Raw genomic sequence first — 18,891 nt, 5'->3', positions numbered from 1 at the left:
GGAGGGGAACCGCAGAGCGGTGGAGGGGCATCGGCAGGCGCGGTTGTCAGACGACTTTGCAAATTTATTAAATGCAAATAAATCAATGCCTAGCTGATTTTCGACTGACTGAGAGATACCCCTCCACCGCTCCGCTGCGCCCCTCCCCACTTCGTAGGGAGGAGAAGAACGGCTCGTCCAGGTCGCATTAGAATAACTCTGTACAGACCACAGCCTCGTCGCGTAAACTTGGTTAACGGGGTTTTGTGGAGGGTCCGATGATCAATCTGGCATGGAATACCCAGGGCCGTATCGGCCGCCGCGCCTACAAGGACGCCGCCGGCAAGCTGGACTGGATGACGGTCTTCGGCATCATCCTGGCCTCGGTCGTTGCCCTGACCTTCACCCAGCACAACATGCCGCTGTCGATCGCCGCTGTCGCCATCATCATCGCGGTGATCCTTTACGTCCAGTACCGCGCCGCCCAGCTTTCGATCCGCCGGCTGCACGATCGCGGCCTGCCGGGCTACCTGCTCTGGCCGGTTCTGCTGGTAGGGCTTGGTGTGCTGGGCTTCGGCGCCTGGGTCCTGGTAAAGGCCATGTATGCTGGCGAATTCTGGAGTTTTATCGGGGCGCTTTTCGAACTGATCACGCCGTTTTTCCAACTGGTGCTGTTCAACGGTATCGGGCTGACCGCAGCCATCGTCCTGATGCTCTACAACCTGTTTATCGCCTACAATCTCAGCGCCGACGGCAGACCCGTCGATAACCGTTATGGGCCGGCGGAATAGGCATATCCGCCACACGGCCGTCATTTTCCGCCGTTCTCCTCCGTCTCAATTGCAACCGTGACGAATTTGCGTCATGATCATGGCGGACGTGCTACTTTGCCGTCTCCGACCCTGATCGGAACCCCTTGCCATGTCGTCCCTGTCGGACATGATGAGCGCTGCCCTTGCCGGACTTCTGTCCGCAGCATTGGTGCATTTCGGTGCCAGCGAAGGGGCCGACAAGCCGAAAAGGCAGCCACCTCCTGTCCAGCGCAGTGTCGAAAAGCCCAAAGGGGTCCGTGCGCCGATGCCGGAGAACGACGATCGCTTTGGGCCGACCGACCACGAGGCGCCTCGCGCCATGAAAACCACCGCCGCACGGCCTTGAAACCAGCCGGCCGTCGGGACCAGATTCCTCTCCGTCAACTGACGAAAACCTTTGCAAAATTAGCCCTTTGCGGCTAGCTTTCCCGCGTTGGGAGAAACCTGCCCTGTCCGCTTCGCGCAAAGGCCGTTGACGCAGACCTGAGTCGGGCCACAGGATACTTTAATGAAATCACGCCGCCCCCCGCTGAACCTGACCGAACCGAAGGGCATCCGCCGCCGCACGCCGCGCGGAGAGCTTGTCAGCGAGGACGCCATCGAAACCGCGGATGGCGCTGAAGATATCCTGGAAGCTCCGTTAGACGCCGCGCCGGAGGCACCGGTCGCCGAAACCAGCGATTTCGACATTCCCGAAACCATCGCCCGGCTGACTCCACCGCCCGAGCCCACCCCGCCGGCACGCCCCGCAGCCAAGAAGCCGGACGACGAGCCCGTTCGCCGCGACCTGTCGACCCTGAAGGTTCAGCCCGAAGGCGTAATGAAGGCCACGGGCGCCTCGCCCTTCATCTTCTGGGGCGCGACCGCCTTCGTAAGCCTTTTGTGGGCCTGTGGCCTGGCCGCCTTCGTCCTGGGCGCAGAAGGCTCGCTCAGCGCCTTTGCCTCAGTGCCGGTGCGCCTGGCCATACTGGGATTCCTGGCCCTGTTCCCGGTCGGACTGATCTTCGCCTCGGCCTTTGCCCTGCGCAACGCCGCCGCCCTGTCGCGCCAAACCCAGCGCACGGCCGCCCTTGCCGACGCCATGCTGGCGCCCGCCGCTTCGGCCGCCTCGCAGACGACCGACCTGGTCGATGCCCTGCGCAACCAGGTTGACCACGCCGTCCGCGCCGTCCGCCTGGCCCATGCCGACATCGCCGAACTCAGCGCCCGCCTGAAAAGCGAAACCGACCGGCTGCAGGACGCCGCCCAGATCGCCCGCGCCGCCACGGCCAGCATCACCCGGTCGCTGGAGCATGAGCGCGACGCCGTCAACCTGATGAGCCAGTCGCTGGGCGCCCAGTCCAGCGGCATCATCGAGGCCGTCGATCGTCAGGCGCGCATGGTCGCCGACGCCTCCGACCTGGCCCAGACCCAGCTGCGCGAAGCCGAGGCCTCCCTGGCCTCGACCGCTTCCGACATGATGGGGGCAGCCTCCGATGTCTCCGACACCGCCCGCCGCATCTCCGAAGACCTGGATCGCCAGACCCAGCGCCTGGAAACCGCCGGCTCCGGCGTCGCCGACCAGATCCGCAGCGTCGAGGAAGGCCTGTCGCAGCAGCGTGCCGGCCTGGTCTCGGCTGCCCTGTCGCTGCGCGCCGATCAGGAAGACTTCGCCGTCCATATCGAAAACCAGCGCGCCCAACTGACCGAGGCACTGTCGATCACTCGTGTCGCCACGGTCGACCTGGGCGAGACCTCGGCTCGCGGCATCGACGTCCTGCGCGACATCGTGCTGACGGCCCAGGAGAACTTCCGCGCCGTGATGGGCGCCGCCGAAAACGAGCGTACAGCGTTCGAAACGCGGATTCACGCCACCTTGTCCAACATTTCGATCATGGCCGCCGACGCCCGCGACGACCTGGTCTCGGAAACCCGCCGCGCCCTGGATCAGTTGACCTCGTCGGCAACCGAAGCGCGCAAGGCTGCCGACCAGGCCGCCCAGACCGCCCAGTCGCGCGTCGACCGGCTCAACGAGACCATTTTCGAAGCCAGCAAGAAGGCCGATGAGGTTTTCGACACGCGCTTCAATGCCGCCCGCCGACTGATCGAGAACTCGGCCGAACTCATCGCCGAGGCAGGCGACCAGACGGCCGAGAAGCTGGACCAGAGCTTCTCCCACGCCCGCGAGGCCATTACCGAGGTCGCCGCGGCCTTGAACGAATTGACCAATTCGGCCGACCAACTGCCGATCATGGCGCGCGACCGGCTGGACGAAATCCGGCGTGCCGTCGAGGACGGTATCTCGGCCATGACCGCCGCCGCCAAGCGCGCGGCCGTTGAGACCGAAGCCGTCGATCAGGCTTTCCAGGACAGGGTCAAGCGCAATTACGACATGCTGAACGAGGCCGTCCGTCTGATGGGCGTGATTTCGGGGGAACAGCCCCTGCCGCAGAACACTGTCGACACCCAGGTGCGCGACCGTGACTATGGTCGCAACCTGCCGGCCCGACGACCCGCCGAACCGCCGGTAGCGCCTCAGCCAGCCCCCGTCCTGCGCCAGACACCGCCGACGCCGGTGGGGCAAGCGGCCCAGCGGCTACGATTGTCGCCGATTAGCGAAACGCGTCCCTCCCCTGGCCCGCAGCCCCAGGACACAGCAAGGACTGCGCCGCGGCCGGCGCCCCAACCGACCGCGCAACCGCAGGGACTTCCCTTGTCCGCCAACAAGGCCGGCGTCGACGGCTGGTCGTGGCGCGACCTGCTGAACGGCATGGACAGCACCACCGAAAGCCGCGCCGAAGCCTCGGTCCAGACCTATGAACCGGCACCGTTGGCGCCGCAGCCGCCGCATGATCCGGAATTCGACAGCCTTGATGACATCATGATCAATGAGGTCGCTTCCATGGGTGTCGACGCCGCCGCCCTGCTGTCGCGTTCGCGCATCGAAGAAACCATCTCCGCCATCATGGCCGAGGACAATGAGGGCGCGCGCATGGTCGTCCGCCGTGTTGCCCCGGCCGCAATCCGCCGCCTGAGCCGGCGGTTGCTGACCGATGCCAACCTGCGTCAACAGGCGAATGATTTCGCGACCTATTATGACCAGCAGATCAATATGGCGCTGATGACCAAGGAGCCGTCGCGCGCGTTGAATGATGTGCTGGCGACCGAACCCGGCCGCGCCTACCTGCTGCTGGACGCGGCGATCAGTGACCTGATCTGATGCGGCTTATTGTACGCGACGAAACCTTTCCCATTGCCGGGACCTTTACCATCGCACGTGGCTCGAAGACCGAAGCTAAGGTCATCTATGTCGAACTGCATGGTGGTGATCAGATCGGACGCGGCGAGGCCGTGCCCTATGCCCGCTATGGCGAAAGCCTGGAAACCTGCCTGGAACAACTGGAAGGCGCGCGGCATCGTATCGAAACCTCGCTGACCTTCGGCGAGCTTTACAACATCCTGCCGGCCGGTGCGGCGCGCAACGCCATCGACTGCGCTCTGTGGGATTTGAACGCCAAGAAGACCGGCATCCCGGCGTGGAAGACGGCTGGTCTGCGCCGACTCGACCCGCTGAAGACAGCCTATACCCTAAGCCTCGACACCCCGGAAGCCATGGGACAGCAGGCCAAGGCCAATGCCCGAAGGCCGCTGTTGAAGCTGAAGATCGGTGGCGCTGACGACATCGACCGGGTCGCGGCTGTACGCCGCAATGCGCCCAATGCCCGGCTGATCGTTGATGGCAATGAGGGCCTGTCGTTCGACGACCTGCAGCGGGTAGCGCCGGAACTGAAACGTCTGGGCGTCAAGCTGATCGAACAGCCTTTGAAGGCATCGGAAGACGAGCAGCTTCTGAACTATGAGTGCCCTGTCCCTCTGTGCGCCGATGAAAGCCTGCATACGCGCGGCGAGTTGGACCGAGTGTCTCGGCTGTATGCGGTGGCCAATATCAAGCTCGACAAGACCGGCGGGCTGACCGAAGCGCTGGCCTTGAAAGAACGAGCGAAGGAAGCCGGCATGGGCGTCATGGTCGGCTGCATGGTCGCGACCTCGTTGAGCATGGCGCCGGCCATGATCGTGGCGCAAGGCGTGGACTTCGTCGACCTGGACGGGCCGTTGCTACTGGCCCAGGACCGCGAGAACGGGCTGGAGATCACGGGTTCGGTGCTGCACCCACCGAAGCCGGCTTTGTGGGGCTGACGAGTTAAGGGGGAATCTTGGGACAGACCGCACATCTTGCCTTGGCTTTCGATCCAGCCGATCAAGCCAAAGTCGTAGCCATGCTAAATGACGATGAAAGCGACGTAGGTGATATAGATTGCATTCGCTCTCAGCCGGATTTTGATTTATGGCGCGAGGACAATTACGAGATGCATCGCGTGCTTGAGGTTCTTGCGGAAGGAAACCCCGAACTCGTCGCGTTAGGCACGATTGTTCACGGTTCGCAACCCGTGGCGGAAGCCGGTATGGGGATCCAGTACTTTTATTCAGCAGAAGTTCTGCGCATCATGGCCGAAGCTTACAGCCATGTCACGTCGGACGCGCTTGTGGCGGCGATTGATAGGATTCGTCCTGAATTCGATCCCAGGTCTTTTGAGTGTATGCCCGCTATAATCCTGGAAAAATTCGCAGTTATCCGCCACGAACTTTCTGTTGTTGCGGACAAAGGCTGGGCGATGATTGCGGGCATGTTCTAGGCTCGGCCGCCAAAGTCAGGGTGTGGGGCCAAGTACTTTAAGAGGGAACCACGGAAGGCACTGAAACGCCGCTGCGCGACGACACGGAAAGACACCGAATTCCGGTTAAGCCGTCTCCCGCGCGAAGCGCCTCAATTCGTTTTACGTCTTGTAGAAAGTTCCGCGTTAACACCGTCCATCTGTGTTCATCTGTCTTATCTGTGGACTAAAGTCTTGCCGAGGTTCCGGTGCAATGCCGGTCGTGTTAACGCGCGAGATCGGAACCCGTCTGCATAATTTTTAAAGGCGCTTCGCGCCGGAGATTCAGCTACCGGAATTCCGTGTCTTTCCGTGTCGCCGCGCAGCGGCGTTTCGGTGCCTTCCGTGGTAAATCTTGCTTCGCTTCAGCGCGCTCATCCGAATTTACGGCACCACAAATCGCTCGCGTTTCAGATACAGCCACGACGCGCTGAGCAGCCCGATGCCGGCCAGACCCGCCATCAGACCATAGCCACCGACGCCAAAGGCCGCGAACACCGCCCCTGACGCCATAGTACCTATCCCCATCATCACCCCGTTCGCATAGGCCGCATTCACGGTTTGCGCCAGGCCCTCATAGCCCTTCGGCGTCAGGCGGTAGATCAGTTCCAATCCGGCAAAATACACCGCGGCAAAGCTGAAAATATGCAGCAGTTGCAACGGCCACAACAGCCATAGCGGCGGTCCGAACGCCATCACGCCCCAACGCGCCACCGCCAGAACAGCCGCCAGGATCAGCATCCGCCACGGCCCGACCCGGCGACGAAAACGATCGCCGAACATCATGAAGGCAATCTCCCCCACCACGCCCACCGCCCACAGATAACCGCAAGTCGCCGTCGACAGGCCGCTACCTTTCCAGATCAGGGTCGAAAAGGCATAGTAGAAGCTGTGCGACGCCTGAAGGCAGCCCACCGCCAGCAGCAGCCAGAACAGGCCACGGTTGCCCAGCAGCACCCGCAGCCTCTGCCAGCCTGACTCGGTGCCCTGCAGATGGCGCAGGTCCTGGCGCGGCTCAGGCGGCAGGATGAAGCGGCCCGACACCGCCATGATGGCCACCGACGCCACCACCCACCACAGGATCAGCTCCGGCGACGCCCAGACCAGCAACAGCCCCAGCAGAACCTCGGCGGCCACGAAGGCAAACGAGCCGATCGCGCGAGGCACCGCGTAGTTGAAGCCCTGGCTGCGCGACAATTGCCACGTCATGGAATCGAGCATCGGCGACAGGCTGGTCGAACATGTATAGGCGCACGTGTACAGGATCAGAAAAGCGGCGAACCGCCACGGCCCGTACACCTCCGACAGCGCCATCAGGGCGTAGAACAGGGCGGCGACCGCGGCCAGCCCCATCATCGGCGTGCGATACAGCGTAAACCGGTCGGCCCACAGACCGCTGACCGGTCCGGAAACAGCGCGCAACAGCAATGGCACAGCCAGGATCATACCAATCTGCTCCCCCGTCATGCCATGGTGATCGAGCCACACCGGCATGAAGGGCAGATTGGCGCCCGTCATCGAAAACAGCAGAACGTAAAACAGCGCCTGCCGCGTCTGGATCGTGAAAAAGGTTGTGGGCTGCGCCATTTGGGCTTTAGAGTGTTACCGGAACGTACCGCCCTCCTCTCTTAGAGCTCATGACCGATTCTGCCAATTCCAAGCCCAGGTCCGCGCCGCGCGGCCTCTATCCCGATATCGAGCCGTTCGACAGCGGTCATATGGCGACGGAAGGCAAGCACCGTATCTATTACGAACAAAGCGGCAATCCTGCCGGCCTTCCCGTAGTGGTTCTGCATGGCGGCCCGGGTGGCGGCACCTCACCAAACCTGCGCTGCTACTTCAATCCCGACGGCTATCGCATCATCATGCTGGACCAGCGCGGTTGCGGCAAGTCGACGCCGCATGCCTCGCAGGACATCTCGCTGGACGACAACACCACCTGGCACCTGGTCGCCGATATCGAGCGCCTGCGCGAAAAGCTGGGCATCGACAAGTGGGTGGTGTTTGGTGGCTCATGGGGATCGACCCTGTCGCTGGCCTATGCCTTGAAACATACCGACCGGGTGTCGGCGCTGATCCTGCGCGGCATCTTCCTGGTGCGCAAATCCGAGCTGGACTGGTTCTATCAGGCGGGAGCGTCGCACCTCTTTCCCGACATCTGGCAGAAATTCATCGCGCCGATCCCGGCGGACGAACGCGGCGACATGCTGAACGCCTATGTCCGGCGTTTGAACGGTGCCGACCGGGCTTTGGCGACGCGCTGCGCCCTCGCCTGGAGCGGTTGGGAGGGCGATACCCTGTCGATCGAAGGCCCGTCCGAGGCGGCATCGAAATTCTCCGACCCCGAATTCGCCCTGGCCTTTGCCCGTATCGAGAGCTGGTACTTCAAGAACGGCGGCTTCTTCGAGACCGACAACTGGGTGCTGGAGAATATCCGCACGTTAAAGGATGTTCCGGCGTGGATCGTCCAAGGGCGGTACGACGTGGTGACGCCGATGACGACGGCGTGGGAACTGCATCAGGCCTGGCCGGAAGCGAAGTTCAACCTGGTCAAGAAGGCTGGCCACTCGTCCAGCGACCAGGGTATCCTGGAAGGCCTGGTGGCGGCTGCAGATGAGGCGTTGGTAGCGCTGGGGACGTAAGTTTCCGCTTTCTGAACCTTGGTGCCAACCGCACCAAAGTTTCGCGCAAGGAAAATTCGCAGCCTTGAGGTCAGTGACAGGTGGCAAGCGCCGCCGACGCCCCCAAAGGCCCAAGGATGGGGATTTTCCCTTACTCCATCAGGTTGGCAAGCATAGACGACTGCTTCGGCAGTTCCTGATATCGGTGCACCTTCACGCCCAGGATCAGCCCGAAGCCGGCCATCACCGTCAGCATGACCGAGCCGCCATAGGACACGAGCGGCATCGGAATCCCCACCACGGGGAACAGCCCCATCACCATGGCGCCGTTGATCAGGACATAACAGGCATAGGTGGCGATAGCGCCCGACGCTGCCAGACGGCCGAAGTGCGAGTGTGACAAGGCCGCCATGCGCAGGGCCATGATGATAATCAGGCCGCTGAGCAGCAGCACCATGGCACCACCGACCAAACCCAGTTCTTCGCACACCGCCGCCATGATGAAGTCGGTGTGCTTTTCCGGAAGGAAGTTAAGCTGCGACTGCGACCCCAGGCCCAGCCCCTTGCCCAGCAGCCCACCCGAGCCCATGGCGATCTTGGACTGCAGGATGTGATAACCATCGCCCGACGGATCGCCTTCCGGATTGAGGAAGGTCAGGATGCGGTTGCGCTGGTACTCGTGCAGCACAAAGAAGAAGGCCAGCGGGATCGAAGCCACCGCGCCTGCGGCCGCCGCGGCAATAGCCTTCCAGTTCAACCCCGCAAGGATCATCACCCCCCCGCCGGTTAGCAGGATCAACATGGCCGTGCCCAGGTCCGGCTGGTGCATGACCAGGCCCGACGGCACCGCGATCATCAGCGCCGGCACCAGCAGCCACCACGACCAGTTGGCGTCCTCGGGCCTGCGTTCGTGGTAGAACCGCGCCAGCGCCAGAACGATGGCCAATTTCATGAACTCCGACGGCTGGAACGACACCGGCCCGAACTCCAGCCAGCGCTGGGCACCCATGCGGGTGTCCCCGATCAGCTCAACCAGAACCAGCAGGATCAGCGACACAGCGTAGGCCGGATAGGCCATCCACAGCCAAAAACGCAGGTCGACCACGGCAAGGATCAACGCCATGGCCAGGAACAGGGCAAAGTTGCGCAGTTGGGTATAGGCCCACGGCTCCCAGCTCATCCCGCCGACACTATACTGGATCAGCGCGCCGATGCCGGCCAGCATGATCAGCAGGGCGACGAAAACCCAGTCGATCTGGCCGATCTTGCTGTCGTAACGTTCCCGCTGACCGGGGCGTGAAAGGGCGCTCTGGACCATTGTACTCTCTAATCCCCCGGCGGGGTTTCGGCCGGTAGGCCTTCATTGGGCATATCGCTGGCGCCGGCCGCTTCGCCGCGCTCCAGTGCCGCCTTGTCGAGCGCAGTGCTGACGGGACCGACGATACGTTTTTGGATTTCGGGATCCTTGATCATGGCCAGGCGCATGATCTCACGTGCCTTGGGTGCGGCGAAACGGCCGCCGGCGACACCGTGTTCCACCACGACGGCACAGGCATATTTGGGCGCATCCGACGGGCCGAAACAGACGAACAGGCCGTGGTCCTTGTTCTTCCACTCGGCCGCCTTGCGTGTCCCGGCCTTGTCGTAGCCACGCACCTGAGCGGTGCCGGTCTTGCCGGAAATCTGGATATTGGGCCCAAGGTCGAGCTGAGAATTGGTCCGGCCGGTACCGCCCGGTTCGTTGGAAACGGCCCACATGCCGCCGCGCACAATGTCCAGGTGCGCCTTGGGAATACCGAGATCGGCATATTCGCGGGTGTGGTCGATGACCTTGTCACCGACCTTGCGCACCAGGTGCGGTTCGACCGCCTTCATGCCGTTGGCGATGCGGGCGGCATAGACGGCCAACTGCAACGGCGAGACGTTGACATAGCCCTGACCGATGGCGACCGACAGAGTTTCACCGGGGTGCCATTTGGGATCCAGGTGGCGGGCCCGGCTCGAGCCATTGAACCACTCACGTTTCCATTGTTCGTCCGGGATCAGGCCCTTCTTTTGGCCGGCGATTTCGAACCCTTCGAATGCTTGACCCAGCCCCAGCTTGCGCGAAAACTTGGCGATGCGGTCGACGCCGGCGCGGTTACACATGGCGTAGAAATAGGTATCGCACGAGAACTTGTGCGCGTTGCGCATATTGACCGAGCCATGGACGCCGTGACAGCGGAAGAAACGGTTCCCCGACTGGTAGCCGCCGCGGCAGAAGACCTGTTCCTCAGGATCGATACCCGCATCCAGAATGGCCAGGGCGGTCGCCATCTTGAAGGTCGAACCCGGCGCAAAGGTCGAGCCCACTGACTTGTCGAGCAGCGGCTTGCGCTCATAGTCGGCCAGCAGGCGGTAGGCCTTGGTCGGAATCCCGGACACGAACAGGTTGGGGTCGAAACTGGGCGCCGACACCATGCAGATGACTTCGCCGGTGTGGATGTTCATCATCACAGCCGAGCCGGAATCGGTGCCGAAGGCCTCCATAGCGCGGTTTTGGATATCGAGATCCAGCGTCAGGGTGACGTCGGTGCCGGGCTTGGGCGGGATCGAACCATCGCCGTCTTCGCCAACCACCTTGCCGCCGGCGTCGACCTCCATCTTGCTGCCACCGGCCGTGCCGCGCAGGATGTTGTCGTAGGACTTTTCGATGCCCTGCTTGCCCATCCGGAAGCTGGGATGGTGCAGCAGATTGATGTCGGCGTCCGGCTTGATCTCCTCGATCTTCATGTCGGTGGCATTGATCTTGGAGACGTAGCCGACGACATGGCTGAAGGCGCCGCCGTGATAATAGGCCCGCAACTGATCCATGTCGGCGACGACGCCCGGTATGTCGGCAGCGTACAGGCTGACCTTGGAGAAGTCCTCCCAGCTCAGATCGCCGGCGATCAGGGTCGGGACCGACCGCTTGTTCTGGTTGATATCGCGCAGGATGCGGCGACGCATGGCGACCGTCTGGGGCAGGATGTAGGAGACCTGATCCAGGGTCGAGTTGATATCCTTGACCTCATTGGTCTCGATCATCACGCGAAAGGACGGCCGGTTACCGGCGATCATCTTGCCATTACGGTCGAGGATATCGCCGCGCGGCGGCGGGATGACCCGGAAATTAAACTGGTTGCCCGCCGACATCTTGGTGTACTTGCCGCCCTGCAGGATCTGCAGCTGCGCCAGCCGTCCACCCAGAGCAAACAGGCCAAACGCCACCAGGCCGCCCATCAGGAAGGCACGCCGGGTGAACACCCCCTGGCTCTTGTTGATATCGTTGAAGACGATCGACATTTCCGCCATGACCGCGCGCTCCTACTGGAACCGGACATCGGCATGGAGATATTTCTCCATGAGGTACCACACCGCCGGGAAACAGACGCCGGTGGCAATGGCTTGTTCGATGACACCGAAAATCCGCGGCACACTGCCCGTATCCAGGGTCATGAAGACGGTACAGATGCTGAAGAAGACGATCTCGGTCAGGACGAAGACGCCGAACACGATAATCCATTCCTGACCGATCAGATAGGTACGGGCAAACACCAGGACGGCATAGACCAGCATCAGGCTCAGCGTCCAGAAGCCGAGCGGCGCCCCCCAGAAGAAGTCCAGGAACATCCCAAGCGCCCCCAGGACAAAGGGCGCGATATAGGACGGTCGGATCAGCGGCCAGGCAAAGGCCAGCAGAAACGGCGTCACGGGTTCAGGCAAATACCAGCCGAACGGCTGGAAGGCCGTCGCCAGGACGATGGTCGCCGCCACGCTGAGAAGGGCGGGAGCGATGATCCAGTCCCACGGGCCGACGATCTTGGCGGCCATGCCGCCGCGCATCCCCCGGTTCAGCGGGCTGCGTTCGAACAGGCCGCGCTTCATCAGGGGTTTCATGGTTGCGTCCCCGCCGGTGTTGAGGACGAAGCCGCCGCCGGAGTCGCTTCCGGCGTGAACGGCCTGAGCGCAGGCGCCGACGAACTTGAGGCTGACGCCGAAGCCGGTGCCGCCGGGCGCGGACGCGGCGCGGCGGAAGACGCCCGAGAGGACGCGGACGAAGACGGCGCGCGGCTCGCAGGCTGTGTCACGGAAGCCGGTGCCGCGCTGCTGCTGGCGGATGCCGAGGTGGCGACCGCCGAGGCCGAAATCTGGGCCGAAGTCTGGGGCGAAATTTGAGATTGCGGGTCGACCTTGGGCATGGCGGGCGGCGGCAGAATGTCGCTGACCGGCGGGCTGCGCAACAGGGTCGATGCGTCGGGCAGTTGCGAGAAGTCTTGGAACTTGACGACCTTGACGAAGTCGATCGGCGCCCGGTTGGAATAGAGCCGCACGCGCCACACGCCGTCGACGCCCTTGACCGCCTCACCGACGGGCAGGCCACGCGGGAAGATGCCGCCGTCACCCGAGGTCAGGACCTGGTCGCCTTCGCGCACACTGTCCTTGCCGCGAACAAAGTCGAGCTTGGTATAGCCGGTATTGCCGTCGCCATTCATCATGGCGCGAGCGTCGGAACGCATGACCATGACCGGAACGTGCGAGGTGACGTCGGTCACCATCAACACGCGCGAAACGTCGGACGACACGCCGACGATGCGGCCGACCAGACCCTGGTCCGTGATCACCGGATTACCGAAGGTGATTCCCTTCTTCGAACCGGCATCGATCAGGCGGTTATTGGCGAAGGGACCGCGCGATACCGACACCGATCGCGCTGCAACCATTTGCAGCTCCGGCTCGGTGCGCAGGTTGAGCAGCTTTTCGTAGCGGGAATTGAGGTCGCGTTCCTGCTTGTACATGTTTTCGTACTGCGACAGTTCGGCGACCTTCTTGCGCAGGATACGGTTCTCGCTGACAGCAAAGAGATAGTCATCCAGCCAGTTGGTACCGTCACCGACCTTATGCACCGGCCAGGACAGGACGTTGTTCACCGGCCCGGCCGCACTGTCGAAGCCCTGGCGGCGGGCATAGGCGTCCGCCTCGACCTGCTCGCTGCGGTCACCGAGCAACATCAGGGCTGCAACGATGCAAACCAGACCGACAACACCCATCACGGCCCAGGTCATGGGCAGCTTCAAATGTTCGAAATGCTTGTTGTCTCCGTACGACACGCTACTCATCCCCTAATGCCGGAGAACTATATGTTAGTCAGGCCCGCCGCCTCTGTAATCAAGGAATAGTGCGATTCTATGACATGGTGGCGTCGAGAATGCCTTTCATCCACCGCGGATGTTCCAGCACCCTGCCGCAGCCGATAGCAACGCAGCTAAGGGGATCTTCGGCGACCGACACGGGCAGACCGGTCTGGTCGCGAATCTCGATGTCGAGCCCGCGCAGAAGGGCGCCACCTCCGGTCAGCATGATGCCCTTGTCGGCAATATCGGCCGCCAGTTCGGGCGGGGTCGCTTCCAGCGCCACCTTTACGGCGTCAATGATCTGCGCGACCGGCTCGGCCAGAGCTTCCGCCGCCTGACGTTCCGACATGCGGACCTCGCGCGGCACGCCCTGCATCAGGTCGCGCCCCTTGACGTCGATCGCCATGCCTTCGCCATCGTGCGGGACGCGGGCGGTGCCGATGTCCTTCTTGATGCGCTCGGCGGTCGTTTCGCCGATCAGAAGATTGTGGTTACGGCGCATGAAGTTGGTGATGGCTTCGTCCATCTTGTCGCCGCCGACGCGCACCGACTTGGAATAGACGATACCCGACAGCGACAGAACGGCCACTTCGGTGGTACCGCCACCGATGTCGACGACCATGGAACCGGTCGGCTCATGGATCGGCAGGCCGGCGCCGATGGCCGCAGCCATGGGCTCGTCCAGCAGGCCGACCCGGCGCGCCGAGGCATTGAGGCAGCTATCGTTGATGGCGCGGCGTTCGACCGCGGTGGCGCCCGAGGGCACGCACACGATCACCTTGGGGTTCACGAAACCTTGGCGGTTGTGAACCTTGCGGATGAAGTGCTTGATCATCTCTTCGGCGACTTCGAAGTCGGCGATGACGCCGTCCTTCATCGGCCGGATGGCCTCCATGTGGCCCGGCGTACGGCCCAGCATCTGCTTGGCCTCGATGCCGACAGCGTGGACCACCTTGCGCCCGCCGATATTGCGCAGCGCAACGACGGACGGTTCGTTCAGGACGATGCCCCTGCCCTTCATATAGATCAGGGTATTGGCCGTACCGAGATCGATGGCGATGTCATTGGAAAATCCGCCGAAGAAGGATTTGAACATGGAGGAAACTGCCTTGGGACGCGATTATGCCGCGTCAGTATTCGATGCCTGGGATATTCCGGATACACCTCCCGCCTTCCCAAGGTTTTCACCTTGAATCAACGGGTCGAAGCTGCCGGAATGGCTTCACTTGCCCTTAATGGACCCCAATTTCAAGAGGGTTGTCAGGCTTGCAAAAAAAAAGTTGTATTCAACCCACGGGGGAAATGGTTAACAGCTTGTTTTCCCTTATGAAACCGGGCTGAGATAACAAACGATCACACAAATTGTCATCCCCCTGTACCCGCCCGATTCAGCCCTTGTTCTTGGCCCGCAGATACATGGTCCGCGCCAGCAGCATAAGGGCCAGCCAGACGGCCGCAAGCGCCGCCATCGACAGTGCCAGTTTCCAGTGTCCCTGACCGGTAAATGCTGTCAGCGAGCCCCCCATCAGCGCAACCAGGACAATTTTCGGCAGGCTGCCCAGAGCGCAGCCGGCGATGAAACCCCAGAAGGACGCGTGCGACGCACCGAACGCCATATTGACCACGATCGGTGGTGCGGTCGGAATGTTGCGCACAATGAAGGAGGCGGAAAAGGCATTCTTGCCGACATAGGTCGACAGCTTATTCAGCCGATCGCCGCCCAGTTTCTGTAACAGGCCGGAACCGGCGAAGCGGCCGATATAGAACTGCATGGCCGCCGCGATCTGGGTGGCGAACCAACTGTAGAACCCGCCCCAAACCGGCCCGAAGGCGACCACGCTGGCGGCGATCAGCACAAACTGCGGCGCCCCAACCAGGCCGGACAGACAAAAGACGACGGTGACGATGAGAATGGCCAGCGGAGAGCGGGCATACTGGGCCATCCAGTGTTCCAGGCCGGCCATCATCTCCTGGCCCCACGGCGAACGGCCGATCACAATGACACCCGCCACCAGGGCCAGCAGCAACAGGCTGACCCATATGGCGCGTACCATTTTGGCATCAAGGTTGAGAAAAAATCCGGAAACCTTTTCCCATGTCTGGTGTAGTTTATTGTGCATCGCACACGCTTATGGCCTAGAAACTACACTTCCGACAAGTCTTACATCCAAGCAAGAGAAATTGACACAGATGCACGATGAACCATGGACAAACGAGCGCCACCGGGTAAAGAAAGGCCTGCATTTTTCCGCCTCCGCAGCCGACCCCAGAGGACCCGTCATGGCCGTGTTTTCCGAATCCGATACCCTCAAGCGCGTAAAGCCGTCGCCCACCCTGGCCGTCTCGGCCAAGGCGCGCGAACTGACACGTCAGGGCAAGAAGGTCATCAGCCTGTCGGCCGGCGAGCCCGACTTCGACACCCCGGAAAATATCTGCGATGCCGCCATCAAGGCGATCAAGCGCGGCGAGACCCGTTATACCGACGTTGACGGCATCCCCGAGCTGAAATCGGCCATCGTCGACAAGTTCAAGCGCGAAAACGGCCTGGAGTACAAGACGACCCAGGTGTCGGTGTCGCCCGGTGGCAAGCCGGTCATCTACAACGCCATGATGGCATCTCTGAACCCCGGCGACGAAGTCATCGTCCCGGCGCCCTACTGGGTCAGCTATCCCGACATGGTGCTGCTGGCCGGCGGCACCCCCGTCTTCGCCATCGGCGAGATGGAAACCGGCTTTAAGCTGAAGCCCGAGACCCTGGAAGCGGCCATTACGCCCAAGACCAAGTGGCTGATCCTCAACTCGCCGTCCAACCCGTCGGGCGCCGTCTATACCGCCGATGAACTGCGCGGCCTGGGCGAAGTTCTGAAGCGCCATCCGCACGTCTGGATCCTGACCGACGACATGTACGAGCACATTCTGTTCGATGGCATGACCTATGCCACGATCGCTCAGGTCGTGCCGGAGCTGTACGAGCGCACCCTGACGATGAACGGCGTGTCGAAGGCCTATTCGATGACCGGTTGGCGCATCGGCTACTGCGCGGGCCCGGAGCCCCTGATCAAGGCCATGTCCAAGATCATCTCGCAGTCGACCTCCAACCCGTGCTCGATCGCCCAGTGGGCCGCCGTCGAAGCGCTGAACGGGCCGCAGGACTTCATCCCGCAACGTTCGGCCATCTTCCAGAAGCGCCGCGACCTGGTTGTGGCCATGCTGAATGGCGCCAAGGGCATCCACTGCCCGACGCCGGAAGGCGCCTTCTACGTCTATCCATCGGTCGCCGGCTGCATCGGCAAACAGGCCCCTTCGGGTAAGATCATCACCTCGGACGAGGAGTTTGCCGGCGAGTTGCTGCAACAGGAAGAGGTCGCCGTCGTCCATGGCGCCGCCTTCGGTTTGTCGCCGTTCTTCCGCATTTCCTATGCCACGTCGGAGATCGTGCTGACCGAGGCCTGCTCGCGCATCCAGCGCTTCTGCGCCTCGCTGAAGTAATTCCTTACCGGGCGGCGATTTGGACACGCACCGGCGCTTTTCGCTTGACTGCGGAGCGCCGGCTCTTGTCCCGCGGGACAAAACCGGGCAAGACTTCCACGATATGAACCTGTCGTCGCATTCCTGGCTGATTCCGTCTGCCCTGGTCCTCCTCGGACTGGCCGGTTCTGCCATTGCAGCCGCCCTTTTGAGCTTGCTGGTGCTCAAGGGCGGACCGGTCGACCGGCCGCGGGAACGCGGCGCCCATACCGTCCCTACCCCAACCAGCGGCGGCCTGGCCATCATGGCGGCCTGCGGCGTGGTCTGCGCTATCATCCTGTGGTTCGCCGGCGACGCCATTCCCGGCCAATGGCGCGACGGCGCCCTGTTGTTCGGTTTTGCCAGCCTGATGGGTTTGTCCGGCGCCCTGGACGACCTGATCGACATGCCGCCAACCCTTCGCCTGGGCTTCCAGGTTGGGCTGTGCTTGCTGTTCGCCTGGCTATTCCATGTCGACACCCTGACCTTCGGTCCCGGCCTGGTGGTGCGGCTGGATCCGTTCACAAGCACTCTGGGCTGCGCACTGTGGCTGGTCCTGGGCATCAACACCATCAACTTCATGGACGGCGCGAACGGCCTGGCTTCGGGCACCCAGACCCTGGCGCTCCTGGTGTTGGCGGGCCTGATCATGCTGCTGGCACCGGTCGTGCCCCTGGGCAGTGACCTCGGCGTCATTCTTCTGATTTGCGCCTGCGCCGCCGGAGCAAATCTGGGATTTCTGCCGTTCAACCTGGCCGGCAAGGCCTTCCAGGGCGATGCCGGCGCTCTGTTTGGCGGAGCCTTGATCACGGGGACCAGCCTCGTCGTGAAGGCCTATGGTGTCGGTTCGGTGTGGTTCGGCGGCTTCCTGTTGGCGCCGCTGATCGTCGACGTCGTCCTGACCCTGATTACCCGTCTGCGCCAGGGCAAGGACGTCATGCGGCCGCATAAAGAACATCTGTATCAGTTGTGGCTGCAACGCCGCGACTCCAGCCATATCCGGCTTTCGGTGCGGATCTGGGCCCTGTGCGCGATCAGCAGCGGCGTCGGTCTGGTGGCCCGCGCCATTGACCTTGTGTATCAAACCGATATCCGCTTCGTCTGCCTGGCGGCGGTGATCCTGCTCTACAGCCTGATGTGGGGCCGTGTCCGCCGTGAACTGCTGCAGTCTGATCCAATTTCCACGCCGTCGCCGGTGCGCATCACCGCACCAGAAGCGCCATAGCCAAGTCGTCCTCGTAAAAACCACCTTCGTCAAAGACCCGCTGCTTCAGTCGGCCTTCGACAACAAATCCCAGGCTTTCGTACAGCGCTATGGCGCGTGCATTGCTTTCGCGGCAGCCCAGTTCGATGCGTCGGATCTGGGGTAGCATTGTGGTGATATCTGCGATCAGGCCTTGAAACAGAGCCCGACCAACGCCCTGCCCTTGCGCCTCCGGGCGGACGGCGATGGTGATGTCGCCGAAGACATGGGCGAACTGCGATTGCGGCATCGGCCAACCGTGAATCTCGCCAAGGACCTGTCCGTCGCGCACGGCCATCAGGCTGATACCGGCCTCAACCGCTTGATGGAGAAAGCCAGCGACATAGGCGTGCGTAATTTCGTCGGGCTTGCGCGACAACCCGCCCGAGGCCGCGGCAGCCCGATACAGGACCATGACCGCCTCCAGGTCGTCCGCAGTCGAACGGCGAATATCAGGTGTCATCATCGTCTCCCGGCTTGGCACGACCGGCTTTGATACCTGCGCGGATGGACTTGCCGACAAGGCGACGTTGCACGGAGCCACGGGTCGGCTTGGTGCGGATGCGCGGCGGCGGCGGCGGTTCTGCAGCCTTACTGACCAGTTCGACGAAACGCTCCAGCGCTGCCTTGCGGTTCATCTCCTGGGTGCGATGGACCTGGACGAATAATACCAACTCGCCGTCGTTGGTGACCCTGCGTCCGCCGAGTTTGGTCAGGCGCTCCTTGACGTCATAGGGGATGGTCCAGTTGTTGACGATCGAGAAGCGCAGTTCGACGGCCGTCGATACCTTGTTGACATTCTGCCCGCCAGCCCCCGACGCCCGCACGAAGCTTTCGTGCAGTTCGTCGTCCGGAACCGAAATTTTGGGCGTGATGAAGACCATG

At 62.4% G+C, this 18,891-nt stretch carries 17 protein-coding genes; 8 read left to right on the top strand and 9 right to left on the bottom strand.

Translation table 11 applies throughout. The features are described from left to right. Positions 1 to 257: 257 nt before the first annotated feature. The 5 genes from ABI_RS09055 to ABI_RS09035 all read left to right on the top strand — a co-directional run bounded on the left by ABI_RS09055 (position 258) and on the right by ABI_RS09035 (position 5,464). Positions 258 to 770, top strand: a complete 513-nt coding sequence (locus ABI_RS09055) for a DUF805 domain-containing protein (protein WP_006272627.1) — start codon at positions 258 to 260, stop codon at positions 768 to 770. 130 nt (positions 771 to 900) lie between these two features. Then, a complete protein-coding gene (locus ABI_RS09050; RefSeq protein ID WP_006272626.1) occupies positions 901 to 1,137 on the top strand; it encodes a hypothetical protein in 237 nt (78 codons plus the stop codon). 162 nt (positions 1,138 to 1,299) lie between these two features. Continuing rightward, positions 1,300 to 3,990 (top strand): coiled-coil domain-containing protein, encoded by a 2,691-nt coding sequence (locus ABI_RS09045; protein ID WP_006272625.1) that lies wholly within the window; start codon positions 1,300 to 1,302, stop codon positions 3,988 to 3,990. Continuing rightward, complete coding sequence (dgcA, locus tag ABI_RS09040) at positions 3,990 to 4,967, top strand: N-acetyl-D-Glu racemase DgcA (protein WP_006272624.1); 978 nt, start codon at positions 3,990 to 3,992, stop codon at positions 4,965 to 4,967. The genes ABI_RS09045 and dgcA overlap by 1 nt, the downstream gene beginning before the upstream one ends. Positions 4,968 to 4,984: 17 nt before the next feature. Then, positions 4,985 to 5,464, top strand: coding sequence for a hypothetical protein (locus ABI_RS09035; RefSeq protein WP_040308742.1), 480 nt, complete (start codon positions 4,985 to 4,987; stop codon positions 5,462 to 5,464). A gap of 402 nt (positions 5,465 to 5,866) precedes the next feature. Here ABI_RS09035 and ABI_RS09030 read toward each other — a convergent pair whose 3' ends face one another. Next, positions 5,867 to 7,069: an MFS transporter gene (locus ABI_RS09030; protein WP_006272622.1), complete on the bottom strand. Its 1,203-nt coding sequence runs from the start codon at positions 7,067 to 7,069 to the stop codon at positions 5,867 to 5,869. Between the two features lie 50 nt (positions 7,070 to 7,119). Here ABI_RS09030 and pip point away from each other — a divergent pair, with 50 nt between their 5' ends. Continuing rightward, complete coding sequence (pip, locus tag ABI_RS09025) at positions 7,120 to 8,124, top strand: prolyl aminopeptidase (protein WP_006272621.1); 1,005 nt, start codon at positions 7,120 to 7,122, stop codon at positions 8,122 to 8,124. 130 nt (positions 8,125 to 8,254) lie between these two features. On the opposite strand, the gene rodA is transcribed toward pip, so the two are convergent. The 6 genes from rodA to ABI_RS08995 form a co-directional block, all read right to left on the bottom strand. After that, positions 8,255 to 9,421, bottom strand: coding sequence for a rod shape-determining protein RodA (rodA, locus tag ABI_RS09020; RefSeq protein ID WP_006272620.1), 1,167 nt, complete (start codon positions 9,419 to 9,421; stop codon positions 8,255 to 8,257). Between the two features lie 8 nt (positions 9,422 to 9,429). Beyond that, positions 9,430 to 11,436: a penicillin-binding protein 2 gene (gene mrdA / locus ABI_RS09015; protein WP_040308741.1), complete on the bottom strand. Its 2,007-nt coding sequence runs from the start codon at positions 11,434 to 11,436 to the stop codon at positions 9,430 to 9,432. Between the two features lie 12 nt (positions 11,437 to 11,448). After that, positions 11,449 to 12,021: a hypothetical protein gene (locus ABI_RS09010; RefSeq protein ID WP_006272618.1), complete on the bottom strand. Its 573-nt coding sequence runs from the start codon at positions 12,019 to 12,021 to the stop codon at positions 11,449 to 11,451. After that, entirely contained in the window at positions 12,018 to 13,187 is a 1,170-nt protein-coding gene (gene mreC, locus ABI_RS09005) for a rod shape-determining protein MreC (RefSeq protein ID WP_245531316.1), read from the bottom strand. The genes ABI_RS09010 and mreC overlap by 4 nt, the downstream gene beginning before the upstream one ends. Positions 13,188 to 13,308: 121 nt before the next feature. Next, entirely contained in the window at positions 13,309 to 14,352 is a 1,044-nt protein-coding gene (locus ABI_RS09000; protein WP_006272616.1) for a rod shape-determining protein, read from the bottom strand. Positions 14,353 to 14,644: 292 nt separating this feature from the next. Beyond that, on the bottom strand, positions 14,645 to 15,310 hold the full coding sequence (locus ABI_RS08995; protein WP_006272614.1) for a TVP38/TMEM64 family protein: 666 nt from the start codon (positions 15,308 to 15,310) through the stop codon (positions 14,645 to 14,647). A gap of 226 nt (positions 15,311 to 15,536) precedes the next feature. Here ABI_RS08995 and ABI_RS08990 point away from each other — a divergent pair, with 226 nt between their 5' ends. Together ABI_RS08990 and ABI_RS08985 are read left to right on the top strand one after the other, a co-directional pair. After that, on the top strand, positions 15,537 to 16,745 hold the full coding sequence (locus tag ABI_RS08990) for a pyridoxal phosphate-dependent aminotransferase (RefSeq protein WP_006272613.1): 1,209 nt from the start codon (positions 15,537 to 15,539) through the stop codon (positions 16,743 to 16,745). Between the two features lie 103 nt (positions 16,746 to 16,848). Then, positions 16,849 to 17,988 (top strand): glycosyltransferase family 4 protein, encoded by a 1,140-nt coding sequence (locus tag ABI_RS08985; RefSeq protein ID WP_006272612.1) that lies wholly within the window; start codon positions 16,849 to 16,851, stop codon positions 17,986 to 17,988. On the opposite strand, the gene ABI_RS08980 is transcribed toward ABI_RS08985, so the two are convergent. Continuing rightward, on the bottom strand, positions 17,966 to 18,469 hold the full coding sequence (locus ABI_RS08980) for a GNAT family N-acetyltransferase (RefSeq protein WP_040308740.1): 504 nt from the start codon (positions 18,467 to 18,469) through the stop codon (positions 17,966 to 17,968). The two genes, ABI_RS08985 and ABI_RS08980, sit on opposite strands and share 23 nt — an antisense overlap. Next, positions 18,459 to 18,890: an alternative ribosome rescue aminoacyl-tRNA hydrolase ArfB gene (gene arfB / locus ABI_RS08975; RefSeq protein WP_006272610.1), complete on the bottom strand. Its 432-nt coding sequence runs from the start codon at positions 18,888 to 18,890 to the stop codon at positions 18,459 to 18,461. Before arfB ends, ABI_RS08980 begins: the two co-directional genes overlap by 11 nt. Position 18,891 lies beyond the last annotated feature (1 nt).

This window comes from Asticcacaulis biprosthecium C19 (assembly GCF_000204015.1).
Classification (GTDB): Bacteria; Pseudomonadota; Alphaproteobacteria; order Caulobacterales; family Caulobacteraceae; genus Asticcacaulis; species Asticcacaulis biprosthecius.
Note: the sequence above shows the minus strand (reverse complement) of the source record. Positions and strands in the feature narration are given on the sequence as shown.

Coding starts and splice junctions, on each gene's coding strand:
- mrdA (WP_040308741.1), bottom strand. CDS start 11,436: ATGGCGGAAATGTCGATCGTCTTCAACGATATCAACAAGAGCCAGGGG.
- ABI_RS08995 (WP_006272614.1), bottom strand. CDS start 15,310: ATGGTACGCGCCATATGGGTCAGCCTGTTGCTGCTGGCCCTGGTGGCG.
- ABI_RS09055 (WP_006272627.1), top strand. CDS start 258: ATGATCAATCTGGCATGGAATACCCAGGGCCGTATCGGCCGCCGCGCC.
- ABI_RS09010 (WP_006272618.1), bottom strand. CDS start 12,021: ATGAAACCCCTGATGAAGCGCGGCCTGTTCGAACGCAGCCCGCTGAAC.
- rodA (WP_006272620.1), bottom strand. CDS start 9,421: ATGGTCCAGAGCGCCCTTTCACGCCCCGGTCAGCGGGAACGTTACGAC.
- pip (WP_006272621.1), top strand. CDS start 7,120: ATGACCGATTCTGCCAATTCCAAGCCCAGGTCCGCGCCGCGCGGCCTC.
- ABI_RS09030 (WP_006272622.1), bottom strand. CDS start 7,069: ATGGCGCAGCCCACAACCTTTTTCACGATCCAGACGCGGCAGGCGCTG.
- ABI_RS09045 (WP_006272625.1), top strand. CDS start 1,300: ATGAAATCACGCCGCCCCCCGCTGAACCTGACCGAACCGAAGGGCATC.
- ABI_RS08990 (WP_006272613.1), top strand. CDS start 15,537: ATGGCCGTGTTTTCCGAATCCGATACCCTCAAGCGCGTAAAGCCGTCG.
- ABI_RS08980 (WP_040308740.1), bottom strand. CDS start 18,469: ATGACACCTGATATTCGCCGTTCGACTGCGGACGACCTGGAGGCGGTC.
- ABI_RS08985 (WP_006272612.1), top strand. CDS start 16,849: ATGAACCTGTCGTCGCATTCCTGGCTGATTCCGTCTGCCCTGGTCCTC.
- mreC (WP_245531316.1), bottom strand. CDS start 13,187: ATGACCTGGGCCGTGATGGGTGTTGTCGGTCTGGTTTGCATCGTTGCA.
- dgcA (WP_006272624.1), top strand. CDS start 3,990: ATGCGGCTTATTGTACGCGACGAAACCTTTCCCATTGCCGGGACCTTT.
- ABI_RS09000 (WP_006272616.1), bottom strand. CDS start 14,352: ATGTTCAAATCCTTCTTCGGCGGATTTTCCAATGACATCGCCATCGAT.
- ABI_RS09050 (WP_006272626.1), top strand. CDS start 901: ATGTCGTCCCTGTCGGACATGATGAGCGCTGCCCTTGCCGGACTTCTG.
- arfB (WP_006272610.1), bottom strand. CDS start 18,890: ATGGTCTTCATCACGCCCAAAATTTCGGTTCCGGACGACGAACTGCAC.